11 protein-coding genes are annotated in these 13,805 nt (G+C 70.0%); 7 read left to right on the top strand and 4 right to left on the bottom strand.

The window, feature by feature from the left end; all coding sequences use genetic code 11:
- Nucleotides 1-187: 187 nt before the first annotated feature.
- Entirely contained in the window at nucleotides 188-1,054 is an 867-nt protein-coding gene (gene panB / locus ACIBEI_RS28590) for a 3-methyl-2-oxobutanoate hydroxymethyltransferase (RefSeq protein WP_269651973.1), read from the bottom strand.
- A gap of 205 nt (nucleotides 1,055-1,259) precedes the next feature.
- Here panB and ACIBEI_RS28595 point away from each other — a divergent pair, with 205 nt between their 5' ends.
- The 6 genes from ACIBEI_RS28595 (at nucleotide 1,260) to ACIBEI_RS28620 (ending at nucleotide 8,251) form a co-directional block, all read left to right on the top strand.
- On the top strand, nucleotides 1,260-2,834 hold the full coding sequence (locus tag ACIBEI_RS28595; RefSeq protein WP_398893118.1) for an MFS transporter: 1,575 nt from the start codon (nucleotides 1,260-1,262) through the stop codon (nucleotides 2,832-2,834).
- Between the two features lie 129 nt (nucleotides 2,835-2,963).
- Nucleotides 2,964-3,593, top strand: coding sequence for a TetR/AcrR family transcriptional regulator (locus ACIBEI_RS28600; RefSeq protein WP_398893119.1), 630 nt, complete (start codon nucleotides 2,964-2,966; stop codon nucleotides 3,591-3,593).
- A gap of 231 nt (nucleotides 3,594-3,824) precedes the next feature.
- The gene (locus ACIBEI_RS28605) at nucleotides 3,825-4,862 is read left to right on the top strand and encodes an endonuclease/exonuclease/phosphatase family protein (RefSeq protein ID WP_398893120.1); all 1,038 of its coding nucleotides are present in this window, start codon (nucleotides 3,825-3,827) and stop codon (nucleotides 4,860-4,862) included.
- A gap of 86 nt (nucleotides 4,863-4,948) precedes the next feature.
- A complete protein-coding gene (locus ACIBEI_RS28610; protein WP_398893121.1) occupies nucleotides 4,949-6,166 on the top strand; it encodes an MFS transporter in 1,218 nt (405 codons plus the stop codon).
- A gap of 520 nt (nucleotides 6,167-6,686) precedes the next feature.
- A complete protein-coding gene (locus ACIBEI_RS28615) occupies nucleotides 6,687-7,436 on the top strand; it encodes a DUF998 domain-containing protein (protein ID WP_398893122.1) in 750 nt (249 codons plus the stop codon).
- A complete protein-coding gene (locus ACIBEI_RS28620; protein ID WP_398893123.1) occupies nucleotides 7,433-8,251 on the top strand; it encodes an alpha/beta fold hydrolase in 819 nt (272 codons plus the stop codon). Before ACIBEI_RS28615 ends, ACIBEI_RS28620 begins: the two co-directional genes overlap by 4 nt.
- A 60-nt stretch (nucleotides 8,252-8,311) precedes the next feature.
- Here the strand turns inward: ACIBEI_RS28620 and ACIBEI_RS28625 are convergent, their stop codons facing one another.
- The 3 genes from ACIBEI_RS28625 to ACIBEI_RS28635 form a co-directional block, all read right to left on the bottom strand.
- Entirely contained in the window at nucleotides 8,312-10,252 is a 1,941-nt protein-coding gene (locus ACIBEI_RS28625) for a protease pro-enzyme activation domain-containing protein (protein WP_398893124.1), read from the bottom strand.
- A 299-nt stretch (nucleotides 10,253-10,551) separates the two neighbouring features.
- Nucleotides 10,552-11,175 (bottom strand): DUF305 domain-containing protein, encoded by a 624-nt coding sequence (locus ACIBEI_RS28630; RefSeq protein ID WP_398893221.1) that lies wholly within the window; start codon nucleotides 11,173-11,175, stop codon nucleotides 10,552-10,554.
- 5 nt (nucleotides 11,176-11,180) lie between these two features.
- Entirely contained in the window at nucleotides 11,181-11,849 is a 669-nt protein-coding gene (locus ACIBEI_RS28635; protein WP_398893125.1) for a DUF3105 domain-containing protein, read from the bottom strand.
- A 341-nt stretch (nucleotides 11,850-12,190) separates the two neighbouring features.
- Here ACIBEI_RS28635 and glnA point away from each other — a divergent pair, with 341 nt between their 5' ends.
- A complete protein-coding gene (gene glnA, locus ACIBEI_RS28640; RefSeq protein WP_307525202.1) occupies nucleotides 12,191-13,552 on the top strand; it encodes a type I glutamate--ammonia ligase in 1,362 nt (453 codons plus the stop codon).
- Nucleotides 13,553-13,805 lie beyond the last annotated feature (253 nt).

Here is a 13,805-nt window from a genome sequence, read left to right on the forward strand (position 1 = left end):
CCGCCCCCCCGCCCCCCCCCCCCCGCGGCGGCGCCCCCCCGCCCCCCCGCCCCCCCCCCCCCCCCCCCCCCCCCCCCCCCCCCCCCCCCCCCCACCGGGCCCGCACCCGATCACAGCCCGGCCCGCGGAGCAAAAGGGCAGCCCGCCGACGGGGGAAGATCGGCGGGCTGCCTGGTGCCACAGTGGACTAGTGGACGGAGTGCTCCTCCAGAGGGAACGTTCCGCCGACGACGTCATCGGCGAACGCCTTGGCGGCATCGCCCATGACCTCACGCAGATTGGCGTACTGCTTCACGAACCGAGGCATCTTGCCCCCGGTGAGCCCGAGCATGTCCGTCCAGACGAGAACCTGCGCATCGGTGTCGGGCCCCGCCCCGATCCCCACCGTGGGGATGTGCAGCACCCGGGTCACCTCGGCGGCCAGCTCCGCGGGAACCAGCTCCAGGACGACCGCGAACGCGCCCGCGTCCTGGACGGCCTTGGCGTCCCGCAGAAGCTGCTGGGCGGCCTCCTCGCCACGCCCCTGGACGCGGTAGCCCATCGAGTTCACGGACTGGGGGGTGAGACCGATGTGCGCCATCACCGGGATACCGGACTCCACGAGCAGCTCGATCTGCCGGTGCGACCGCTCGCCGCCCTCCAGCTTCACCGCCCCGACCCCGGCCTCCTTCACCAGCCGGGTCGCCGAGCGCAGCGCCTGCACCGGTCCCTCCTGGTAGGACCCGAAGGGCAGGTCACCGACGATCAGGGCGCGCGAGGTGCCCCGTACGACGGCGGCCGAGAGCATGGTCATCTCGTCGAGGGTGACGGGCACGGTCGACTCGTACCCGAGGTGGCAGTTGCCCGCCGAGTCGCCGACGAGCATGACCGGGATGCCGGCCTCGTCGAAGACGGACGCGGTCATCGCGTCGTACGCGGTGAGCATCGGCCACTTCTCGCCGCGTTCCTTGGCGGTGGTGATGTCGCGGACGGTGATGCGGCGTGTGCCCTTGCCTCCGTACAGCGCCCTACTGCTGCTGTCGGTGGTCGCCCGGGCAGCCGAAAGCTGCGTCATTGCAACGGCTCCTTCTGTCATCTCGAAGCGCCCTCACGGCGTCTCCGGATCCCCTCCATGGTGGCACCTCGTGCCAGGGAACGGCTAGAGGGGGCACCCGCTCCCCACGAGAGGGGGCACCCGCTCCCCACGGGCCCGTAAGGTCTCGGTAAAGGATTTCAAATACGAGACGGTCTCGTATCGAATCCCCCCTAGGCTTTTCGGCATGACAACTCCCGCCGCCCCCGCCACCCGCATACCGGAAGCCGTGCACCGGCGCCGCTGGGCGATCCTCGGCGTCCTGATGCTGAGCCTGCTGATCGTCGTCCTGGACAACTCGATCCTGAACGTCGCGATCAAGACCATCTCGACGCCCGCCCCGACCGGCCTGGGGGCCACCCAGAGCGAGCTGGAATGGGCCATCAACGCCTACACCCTCGTCTTCGCGGGCCTGCTCTTCTCCGCGGGCCTCCTCGGTGACCGGCTCGGACGCAAGAAGGTCCTGCTCGGCGGGCTCTTCGTCTTCGGTGTCGGCTCGGCGCTCGCGGCCTCCTCCGGGACGCCGGTCGAGCTCATCTCGTTCCGCGCGGTGATGGGCCTCGGCGCCGCCTTTGTGATGCCGGCCACCCTCGCGGTCCTCATGAACGTCTTCGAGCGCGACGAGCAGCCGAAGGCCATCGGAATCTGGGCGGGCGGCGTAGGCCTCGCCATCGCCATCGGCCCGATCACCGGAGGCGTACTCCTCGACCACTTCTGGTGGGGCTCGGTCTTCCTGATCAACGTGCCGATCGTGATCCTCGCCCTGGGCCTGATGATCTGGCTGGTCCCCGACTCCCGCGACCCGAAGCCGGGCCGGATCGACCCGGTGGGCGTGGTGCTGTCCGTCATCGGGCTCGTCCTGCTCGTCTACGGCATCATCAAGGGCGGCCAGCTCGCCGACTTCACGGACCCCACGGTCCTCGCGACCATCGGCGCCGGACTCGCCGTACTCGTCGGCTTCGTGGTGTTCGAGAAGCGCAGCAGCCATCCGTCGATCGACGTCACGTACTTCAAGGACAAGGTCTTCTCGTCGGCGATCAGCGCCATCGCGCTCGTGTTCTTCGCGCTGATGGGCGTCACCTTCTTCGCCGTCTTCTACACCCAGAGCGTGCGCGGCTACTCGCCCCTGCAGACCGGCCTGCTGATGCTGCCGCTGGCCGTCGCGCAGCTCGTCTTCGCGCCGCGTGCCCGGCTGGTCGTGGACCGCTTCGGCAACAAGGCCACCACCACCGGCGGCATGCTCCTCATCGCCGCCATGCTCGCCGCGTTCGCCGGTCTTGAGGCGGACACGCCGATCTGGATCCTGGAGGTCGTCTTCTTCCTCATGGGCACCGGCATGGCGCACATCATGACGCCCACCAGCGTCGTGATCATGCAGGCCCTGCCCCGCGAGAAGGCCGGCTCCGCCTCCGCGCTCAGCAACACGTTCCGCCAGGTCGGCGGCGCCCTCGGCATCGCCGTACTCGGCTCGGTCCTGTCCGCCGCGTACCGCTCGGGCATCGAGGACAAGCTGCCGGCCGCGGCCCGGCACAGCGCGGGCGAGTCCATCGAGGCGACGCTCGGCTTCGCCGCGAAGCTCGGCCCCGAGGGAGACGCCCTCGTCGGCCCGGCCAACGACGCCTTCCTGCACGCGATGCACGTCACGGCCCTGTGCGGCGCGGGTGTCGCCCTCGTCGGCGCCGTGGTCGTCGGACTGTGGCTGCCGGGCCGCACACCGGCCCCGGCGGACAAGGAAGCGGAGCTGGTGAGCGCGGACAACTGAGCCGTACGGCAAGGATCCGGCCACCCGGGACGGCGAGTGACCGAACTCCCCGCGCACCGGGGAGAATCAACGGGGCGGCCGGCCGGACACGGGCGGCGGAACAACGGGATTCGAGAGCGGAGCGAGGACGTGGGCGTCGCGGAGAAGGAGGCGGGGGCGGTCGGCGGGGGCGGACCCGCCAGAGGGCGCCCGCGCAGCGAGGCCGTCGAGCGCGCCATCATCGAGGGCGTCATGAAGCTGCTGGAGGAGGGCATCCCGCTCGCGGACATCTCCATCGAGCGGGTCGCCCGCATCGCCGGTGTGGGAAAGGCCACCATCTACCGGCGCTGGAGCGGTCGCGAGGAACTCTTCTGCGACGTGCTGCGCACCGCCGAACCGCCCGACCCCGAACTGCCCGGCGTCTCCATGCGCGAGGACCTGATCATCCTGCTCGAATCGCTGCGGCAGCAGGGTCTGCTCAACCGCTCCTCGGCGATCATGCACAACGTCCACGCGCAGATGAAGAGCAGCCCCAAGCTGTGGAAGGTCTACCACTCGGCCGTCATCGAACCGCGCCGCCGCAAGACGTTCGACGTGCTGCGCCGCGGCCAGCTCAACGGCGAACTCCGCGCGGACATCGACGTGGAACTGGCCAACGACCTCTTCGTGGGCCCCATGCTCGTACGCGCCGTCGTCCGCCCGGACGCGGAGCTGGAGGAGGGCCTGCCCGAACGGATCGTCGACACGGTCCTGGCGGGACTTGGGCCCGCCGCCTCCTGAACGCACCGATGAAGGCACCGATGAAGGCACCGCAGAGGGCCGCCAACCCCCGCGGCAATGTGCGCGTTTCGTCACAGACCACCCCTGCCGGGCCCGCAACCGGAACTCCTCACGTCGGCTCTTTCGTCCTCGTGCCCATACGGCCGTCATGGCACGGCGAGAACAAACGCGATCATCCCCTAGGGTCTTAGGCGCAGGGATGGTGTGCACGGCACTTGGTGAGGCGACGGTATGGCGCAGGCGTACAAGACGGAGACGGGCAGCGGTGACCAGGGGTCCGACCGCAGAGAACCCCGGCTTCGGCGCCTGCTCTCCACCCTCCGCAACGACCGGGGCATCTGGCGCCGGGGCATCGTCCTCGCCGCGTTCGCCCTCGTACTGTCCCTGGTCATGGGGCTGCACGCGCGGATCCCGAACACCATCGGCAACCTCGGCAGCCTCACGGAGACCTTCCTGCCCTGGCTGGCCGTCCTCATCCCGGTGCTGCTGGTCCTCGCGCTGGTCCGCAGGTCCGCGACCGCGCTGATCGCCGTACTGCTGCCCGCGATCGTCTGGCTCAACCTCTTCGGCGGACTGCTCGCCGACCGCACCGGCGGTGGCGGAAATCTCACCGTCGCCACGCACAACGTCAACGCCGACAACCCGGACCCGGCCGGCACGGCCCGCGACGTCGCCGCGTCCGGCGCCGACGTGGTGGCCCTGGAGGAGCTGACGGCCTCGGCGGTCCCGGTGTACGAGCAGGCCCTGGACTCGACGTACAAGTACCACTCCGTGCAGGGCACGGTCGGCCTGTGGAGCAAGTACCCGCTGAGCGAGTCCCGGCCGGTCGACATCAAGCTCGGCTGGACGCGCGCGATGCGGGCCACGGTCACCGCGCCGGAGGGGAAGCTCGCGGTCTATGTGGCCCATCTCCCCTCCGTGCGGGTGAAGATGGAGGCCGGGTTCACCGCGCGCCAGCGTGACAAGAGCGCCGACGCGCTCGGTGAGGCCATCGCCGACGAGAAGCTCCCGCAGGTCGCCCTGCTCGGCGACCTGAACGGCACGATGAACGACCGCGCGCTGAACGCCGTCACCTCGCAGCTGCGCTCCACACAGGGCGCGGCGGGCAGCGGCTTCGGGTTCAGCTGGCCGGCGTCGTTCCCGATGGCCCGGATCGACCAGATCATGGTCAAGGGCGTCGAGCCGGTCACCTCCTGGACGCTCCCGGAGACGGGCAGCGACCATCTTCCGATCGCCGCTCGCGTGAAGCTTTCCGCAACCGGCTCGTAACCCCTGGGAATACTGGGCCTGAGACGCTTTGTTCCGGAGATGAACATAAGCTGTACGGAACACCGCACTCGTTTGGAAGGTCCCTCATGCCCCTGGCCCTGCTCGCCCTAGCCGTGGGCGCCTTCGGCATCGGCACCACCGAGTTCGTGATGATGGGCCTGCTGCCCGACGTCGCGGACGACCTCAACATCTCGATCCCCAGCGCGGGACACCTGGTCTCGGCGTACGCGATCGGTGTCGTCATCGGCGCCCCGCTGCTCGCCGCGGTGACCGCCCGGATGTCCCGCCGCAAGGTCCTGATCGGTCTCATGGTGCTGTTCGTCGTGGGCAACACGCTCTCGGCCTTCGCCCCCGACCACCACTCTCTGCTTGCCGCTCGTTTTCTCAGCGGCCTGCCGCACGGCGCGTTCTTCGGCGTCGGAGCCGTTGTCGCCACCGGTCTGGTTCCCGCCGAGCGCAAGGCTCGCGCCGTCTCGATGATGTTCCTCGGACTGACCGTCGCGAACATCGCGGGTGTGCCCGCCGCGACGCTGGTCGGCCAGAACTTCGGCTGGCGCGCCACGTTCCTGGGCGTCAGCGTGATCGGTCTTGTGGCCATCGCGTCGCTGGCGCTGGTGCTGCCGCGTGACGGCTCTCATGCGCCCGCCGCGGGACTCCGCAGCGAACTGGCCGCGCTCAAGTCACTGCCGGTCTGGCTGGCCCTCGCTACGACCGTCGCCGGCTTCGGTGCGCTCTTCTCGGCGTACAGCTACATCACGCCGATGCTCACGGACTCCGCCGGGTACGCCGACTCCAGTGTGACGCTGCTGCTCGCGCTGTTCGGGGTGGGCGCGACGATCGGCAACCTGCTCGGTGGCCGGCTGGCCGACCGGTGGATGCGGGGCACGTTGTTCGGCGGGCTTGTCTCGCTGGTGGCGGTTCTTGTGCTCTTCCCTGTGCTGATGGGTACGGCCTGGAGTGCGGGCGTGGCTGTGGTGCTGCTTGGTACGGCGGCGTTCGTCACCAGCTCGCCGCTTCTGCTGATGGTCATGGAGAAGGCGTCCTCGGCGCCGTCGCTGGCCTCGTCCGCCAACCAGGCCGCGTTCAACCTTGCCAATGCCGGTGGGGCGTGGATCGGTGGGCTCACGCTGGCGGCGGGTTTCGGTACGACGTCGCCTGCGCTGGCGGGTGCGGGGCTTGCGGTTCTGGGGCTGGGGGTGGCTGCGGTCGCGTACGTGGTGGATCGTCGGCGGGTGACGGTTCGTGCCGGACGGGTTGTTGCCGGGGGTGTTCCGCGGCGGGTGGAGACTGCTGTCCGTCGGTGAGCTCCGGTGGTACCGCCGGTGGTTGTCCGCGGGTTGGTGGGGGCTGGTCGCGCAGTTCCCCGCGCCCCTTGGGTTCGTGGTGGGGCGGGGACGCGCCGGGACATCCGAGCTTGCTCTGTGGGAAGTCGGGTGGGCCGGGAAGCGCGGCGCTCGCACGTCCCGGCACGTCCCCTCACGTCCCGGGGACGGGTGCCGGCCCGGCGCCCGTCCCGCTCAGACGTCCTGACCCGAGCGGGGCCGCGCCCCTGGCTCTTGTCCTTGGGGGCGGCAGCCCCTGCTTTTAAGGGGCGCGGGGAACTGCGCGCTCAGCCCCCGCCGGGCCGCAGTGGACACACGACATGAACCCCCACTCACCTCGGGGGCGCGGGGAACTGCGCGCTCAGCCCCCGCCGGGCCGCGGTCGACGCACGACATGAACCCCCACTCACCTCGGGGGCGCGGGGAACTGCGCGATCAGCCCCCACCGGGCCGCAGGCGGCGAACATGCGGAACAAGGCCCCCGCCTCGATCATGGGCACCAATGATCAAGCCCCGCCCGACCACAGCCACCCTCCTGGCCCTCGGCGCGCTCGCGTACACCGCCTGGGCACTCGAGGTCGTCCTGACGACAGACCTCGCCCCCGCGCACACGTACGTGAGCGAACTGGCCGCCAGGAACCAGCCGCACGGCACCCTGTTCCGCACGACGGACCTGGTCGCAGGCGTCCTGGTGTGGGCCGCCGGCCTGCTGGCATCGCTCCGGCTGCCCTCCCCGGGGTGGTGGACAAGGGTCGGCTGGATCGCACTCGTTCTGTTCGGTACGGCCACAGCCGTCGACTCCCGACTGCCGCTCAGCTGCGCCCCCACCGCGGACCTCGCGTGCGCCGCCCAGGAGCGCGCGGGCCTGCTGCCGGTGGCCCATTCCGCGCACTCCGTGAGCAGTACCGTCGCCCTGTGCGGCATCCTCGTCGCCATGGTGGCCCTCACCCTCACCGCCCGCCGGTACGCGCCCCGGGCGCCCCTCGCCCGCTCCGGCCCCGCCCTGGTGACGCTCGAACTGGCCGCCACCGCCTGGACGCTGGCCGCCGTCGCCGCGCTGGAGGCGGGCCACGTCGGCTGGGGCCTCGGCGTGGCCCAACGCCTTCAGGTGGGCGTCATCGCGGTCTGGCTGGGGGTGCTGGCCGTCTCGCTCGTGCGCCCCACGACTCCTGGCGTACCTCTTGGTGACCGGGTCCTGGACGTGCGCGGCAGGGAACGTGTGCCGTCCGGTTCCGGAGACACGCGCCCATGACCTTCGTACGCATCCTTGGAGTCCCCCACCACATCCGCGTCGACGGCACCGGGCCCGTCTGCGTCCTCAGCGCCGGTCTGGGGATGGCCTGGTTCGACTGGGACCCCGTGGTCCCGCTCCTCGCCCCGTACCGCACCGTCATCCGCTTCGACCGCCCGGGGCTCGGGCTCAGCGGCCACGCGCGCGCGTGGCCCACGCTCACCGGTGAGGCGGAGCGTATCGCGCGCGTGCTCGACGCGGCCGGGGTCGGTGCGCCCGTGACCGTGGTGGGGCACTCGCTCGCCGGGTTCCACTGCGAGGCGTTCGCCCGGTTGTTTCCGGAGCGGACGGCCGGGCTCGTGCTGGTCGACGCCAGCGTCGAGGAGGCACCCCGGGCCAGGAGGGCCCCCGAGTTCGCGGACGCGTGCACGCGCGCGTGCGGCACGTTGCTGGCCGCCGCGGGTGTCCCGCGGCTCCTGGGGCCCTTCCTGCGGCGTACCGCCGTCCGGGCCGGGCGGCACGGTGGCGGTGATCCGGCCCCGGACGACCTCGTCCGCCGTGCCTACTCCACCAGCCGTTTCCTGCACGCGGTCCTCGCCGAGAACGGGCGCTACCGGGACCAGGCGGTCGAGCTGGACTCCCTGAGAGGCCGGTCTCCGCTCGACGCGCCCGTCACCGTGCTCGCCGCGTACGAGGGTGGCTCACCTCGCTGGCTGGACCGGCAGAGAGCGCTCGCCGAACGACTCGGCGGCGCCTTCCGGGTGTCCGAGCCCGCGGGTCATCTGGTCATGCTCGACCGCCCCCAGGACGTCGCGGACGCGATCCTGCGGACATGAGCGCGCCCGCCACTCGTCGAGGAGGGACGAGAGACGGGTGCGCATCACACAGAACAAGCCTCAGCGACGGTATGAAGTCACATAGCCCGGCGCGGGCGAACCCACCCCGGTGACATCGTCGTACCCCCGCACGGCCTTCAGCGAGCTGTCCTTGCCGAGGCTGCGGACGGAGGTCAGCAGGCCCTCCGACGCGTCGAAGGAGTTGACGAAGTCGACGCGCGCCACCGCGAGGTCGCGGCCCGTGGGGCGGTCCGTGACGTCGTGGTAGAGCTTCGAGCCGTACCGGTCGTAGATCGCCGGGTTGGCGAAGCCGATCGGATGGCCGCCGCGCTGCTGCTGGGCGAGTGCCTGGATACCCGCGATGACCGGCGAGGCGAGCGAGGTGCCGCCGATGCGGTACTCGTCGTACTTCTGCGTCCCGTCCGGGAAGGTCTGCGTCTGTCCGACCAGGAACCCGGTGTTGGGGTCGGCGATCGCGGCGATGTCCGGCACCGTTCGCATGGGTTGCGTGCCGTTCGCCTTCGCGAGTGCGGACGGGACCACGCCTTGCTGGTAGAACGGCTGCTTCACCGTCGCGCTGGTGCCGCCGCCCGCGCCGGAGGTGTACGCGCCCGGGAAGTCCGTCCAGCTCCTGCCGTCGTCCGACAGAGTGGCCCTGAGCGTGCCCCAGCCGGTCTCCCACTTGTACGTGTCGCCCTTGCCGACGGCCAGCGAGGTGCCGCCGACCGCCGTCACCCACGCCGAGTTGGCCGGGGTGTCGACCTGCTTCGTACCGGTGTGCGCGACCTCGTCGCCGTTGTCGCCCGACGAGAAGTAGAAGCCGATGCCCTCGATCGCGCCCAGCTGGAAGACCTGGTCGTAGGCGGCGGCGAGGTCCGGCGTCTGGTTGGCCTCGATGTCGCCCCACGAGTTGGAGACGATGTCGGCGAGATGTCCGTCGACGATCTTGCCGAGCGAGTCGAGCAGATCGTCGTCGTAGCAGGACTCGGCGCCCACGTAGACGATGTTCGAGGCGGGCGCGACGGCGTGCACGGCCTCGACGTCGAGGGTCTCCTCGCCGTACCAGCCCGCGGCCCCGCACTCCTCGGTCCGCGTGTACTGGGTCGGCAGCACCTGGCTCAACTGCCCGCCGCCGTACGCCGCGTCGCCGTGCTTCGCCGCGTACGTGGCCGCGTCCGCCGCGATGGTCGGCGAGGCGTACGCGTCCGTGATCGCCACGGTCACGCCCTTGCCGGTCGCCCGGCCCGCCCCGTACGCGGCCCGCAGCTGCTTGCCGGTGTAACCCTTGACGGCGTACGGGATCTTCGTGCCGTACGCCTTCGGGAGCGTCGTCGCGGTCTTCGAGCCGTAGTATGAGGAGAACGGTCCGGCGTTGTGGAACACGGCGTCCGGCGGCGGCAGCGTGTCGGAGTGGTTCGCCTTGTGCGGGGCGTTGTCCAGGCCGGTGACGGTCAGGACGGCGCCGTTCAGGCCCGCGGGCGCCGAGGCGGTCTTCGTGGGCGCCCGGTAGGTCTTCTTGCCCTTGGCGTAGTTGTGCAGCTGGGTGCCGAACGCCTTCTCCGCGTCGGCCACTTCGCCCGTCACCGAGAGGTAGTGCCGTGTGGTGCCGGTGACGGTCAGGCCCGCCGACTTCAACCACGCGGTCACCTTGGCCACTTGGGCCTTGGTCGCGCCGAAGCGGGCCTCGGTCTGCCGCGCGCTCAGGTACTTCCCGTACGAGGGCGACGACGGGTCGGAGACGGCCTTGGCGTAGGCGCTCAGGCCCGCCGCGTCCCGGCCGGCGAGGTAGACCCGGGCCGAGACCCGGGAGGCGTCCGCCGTGGCTCCCTTGTCCGTCTGGGCGGTGGCCCACAGCGGTTTGGTGCCCTGGAGCGTGTCACGGCCGTCCGGGTCGGTCGACGCATGGGCCGCGGGTATGCCGAGTGCCAGCGCACCGGCGAGCAGAGGCAGTGTCGCCGCCATGCTCACTCCGGCACGCACCGCGGCTCGGTTGGATCTCATGGAGAACCCCCTAATGGATCTCTGGATGGGGGTCACTCTTGCGATGAACCGTTCATGCCAGGGGAATGGCGGGGGCATGGCTGGGCCAAGAAGCGCCCAAGGAACCGTATGTGCAAGGGATTTGGGGTGCGATGCCCGAGATGAACCGGGTCTCGCGCCCCAGTGGCTACCGGCCGGGAGGTGTCCCGCCAGGCTCGGCTCAGTGGCTCAGTGGCTCAGTGGCTCAGTGGCTCAGTGGCTCAGTGGCTCAGCGCCGGCGCAGGCCTGCGGCTTCGGAAAGCAGGCCTGCGGACTTGGGCTCAGGCCTGCGGCTTCGCGCCGCGCTTCTTCAGCAGGTCGGTGATGAGCTGCATCTCCGACTCCTGCGCCTGGACCATCCCCTGCGCGAGCCGTCGCTCGACGCCGACCTGGCACCGTTCCACGCAGCCCTTGGCCATGTGCACCCCGCCCATGTGGTGGGCGTACATGAGCTGCAGATAGCGGATCTCGGCGGCCTCGCCGTTCAGCTTGCCCAGCGACTCCATCTGGGCCGTCGTCGCCATGCCCGGCATCAGTGAGCCGTCCCCGGCGGACGGCATGCCACTCATGTCCATCCAGGCCATGGGCTCCTCGGCCGACACCTTGGGCAGCTCCCACAGGTCCAGCCAGCCGAGCATCATGCCGCGCTGGTTGGCCTGCGTCTGCGCGATGTCGTACGCGAGACGCCGTACCTCTTCGTTCTTGGTGCGGTCGCGCACGATGTACGACATCTCGACGGCCTGCTGGTGGTGCACCGCCATGTCCCGCGCGAAGCCGGCGTCCGCGGAGTCGGCCGCCGGGGCCTTCATGCCGGAGTCGTCGCCGTCGGCGACCGCGTACGTGATCGCCCCGGCCGCCACGACCACGGCCGCGGCGACTCCGGAGATCCAGCCGGCGAACTTCATCTTCCTCACTGCGACAGGCCGTTGGTGCAGGCGGCGCCCGGCTCGGGCGTCTGCTTGCCCTGGACGTACGTCTCGAAGAACTTGGCGACGTTCGGGTCGCTCGCACTCGTCACCGTACGCTGATGGCCCCACGCGGAGAGCATGATCGGGTCCTTCTGGTCCTCGACCGGGCTCATCAGCGTGTAGGGGGTCTTCTTGACCTTCTCCGAGAGCGCCTTCACGTCCGCGTCCGACGCCTTGCTGTTGTACGTCACCCAGACCGCGCCGTGCTCGAGCGAGTGCACGGCGTTCACGTTCTTGATCGCCTTGGTGTAGACGTCGCCGTTGCAGTTCATCCACACCTGGTTGTGGTCACCGCCCACCGGGGGCTCCATCGGGTACTTCACGTCCTTGGTGACGTGGTTCTGCGTGAGCTTGGTGCTCCACGTCTTCACCCCGTCCTTGCCCGTGACGAACTTCCCCGACGTCGACTTCGAGTCGCCCGACGCACTGTCCTTGTCGTCGGACTGCGAGTTGATCAGGAACGCACCGCCGGCCACGAGACCGGCGACGACGATCACGCTCGCGGTGATCGTGAGGATCCGGCCGCGGCGCTCACGTGCCTGCTCGGCACGCCGCATCTCCTCTATCCGCGCCTTGCGCGACTTGGACTCTGTCTTCTTGGCGGAACCCATGGGGTGGTCCTTCTGGGGAAAAGGGACAGTCGTGTGGTCGACTGATCGTAGTGGGGGAGAAGTGGATGTACGCGGGGAGGCCGGAGGAATGGCCAAATGAGGGTTTCGTCACCTGCCCGGAGACTGCGGCGGCCGGCCATTACATGCGCGGCGCTCAGCGGGCAAGATAGGCGTCAGAGCAGTACACCTGCCGTACGTCAGGCGTTCAGGCGGAGGTCGGCCGGGCGATCTGGGTCCGCAACGCGCATGAAATGCTGTTGTGGTGTGATGCGCAGGTGCCCGACCGCCTCCCTGGGACGGGAGCAGGCGGCCTGACCAGCAAGATTGGGTGGAAGCGGAAGATGGACAAGCAGCAGGAGTTCGTGCTCCGTACTTTGGAAGAGCGCGACATCCGTTTCGTACGCCTGTGGTTCACGGACGTGCTGGGCTTCCTCAAGTCGGTGGCCGTGGCCCCGGCCGAGCTGGAGCAGGCCTTCGACGAGGGCATCGGCTTCGACGGGTCGGCCATCGAGGGCTTCGCACGCGTCTACGAGTCCGACATGATCGCCAAGCCGGACCCGTCGACCTTCCAGGTCCTGCCGTGGCGTGCGGAGGCTCCCGGCACGGCCCGGATGTTCTGCGACATCCTGATGCCGGACGGCTCGCCGTCCTTCGCGGACCCGCGGTACGTGCTGAAGAGGGCCCTGGCCAAGGCCTCCGACCTGGGCTTCACCTTCTACACCCACCCCGAGATCGAGTTCTTCCTGCTGAAGGACAAGCCGGTCGACGGCTCGCGCCCGACGCCCGCCGACAACTCCGGCTACTTCGACCACACCCCGCAGAACGTCGGCATGGACTTCCGCCGCCAGGCGATCACCATGCTGGAGTCGATGGGCATCTCGGTCGAGTTCTCGCACCACGAGGGCGCCCCGGGCCAGCAGGAGATCGACCTCCGCTACGCGGACGCGCTCTCGACGGCGGACAACATCATGACGTTCCGCCTGGTCATGAAGCAGGTGGCGCTGGAGCAGGGCGTGAACGCGACGTTCATGCCGAAGCCGTTCTCGGAGCACCCGGGCAGCGGCATGCACACGCACCTCTCGCTCTTCGAGGGCGACCGCAACGCCTTCTACGAGTCGGGCTCCGAGTACCAGCTCTCCAAGGTCGGCCGCTCCTTCATCGCGGGCCTGCTGAAGCACGCGGCGGAGATCGCGGCGGTGACGAACCAGTGGGTCAACTCCTACAAGCGCATCTGGGGCGGCTCCGAGCGCACCGCAGGCGCCGGCGGCGAGGCTCCCTCGTACATCTGCTGGGGCCACAACAACCGCTCGGCCCTGGTCCGCGTCCCGATGTACAAGCCCGGCAAGACGGGGTCGGCACGGGTGGAGGTCCGCTCCCTCGACTCGGGCGCGAACCCGTACCTGGCGTACGCGATGCTCCTCGCCGCCGGCCTCAAGGGCATCGAGGAGGGCTACGAGCTCCCGCCGGGCGCCGAGGACGACGTCTGGGCCCTCTCCGACGCCGAACGCCGCGCGATGGGCATCGAGCCCCTTCCCCAGAACCTCGGCGAGGCTCTGACCCTCATGGAGCGCAGCGACCTCGTCGCCGAGACCCTCGGCGAACACGTCTTCGACTTCTTCCTCCGCAACAAGCGCCAGGAGTGGGAGGAGTACCGCTCCGAGGTGACGGCCTTCGAGCTGCGGAAGAACCTGCCGGTGCTGTAAGGGCAGGTCAGCGAGGTATCCAGCTGATTCGACACCTTGGGGCCGACGGTCGTGGACCGTCGGCCCCAAGGTGTTCTACTGCCCCTGGGCCGCCTCTGCTCCCGGAAGGAAACGGCCGACCCCAGGCGCTCGCCGGCGGCCCGGCCGATGCGGGGGCGATGCACGGGGGATACCGGGCGGCGAAAAGGTTGGTGCGCGGGGCCGACGGAACCGGGTAACGTCGTTGTCATGTTCTTCCAGACGCCGATTTACG

The sequence above is a fragment of the Streptomyces sp. NPDC050988 genome, from assembly GCF_044456225.1.
Taxonomy (GTDB): domain Bacteria; phylum Actinomycetota; class Actinomycetes; order Streptomycetales; family Streptomycetaceae; genus Streptomyces.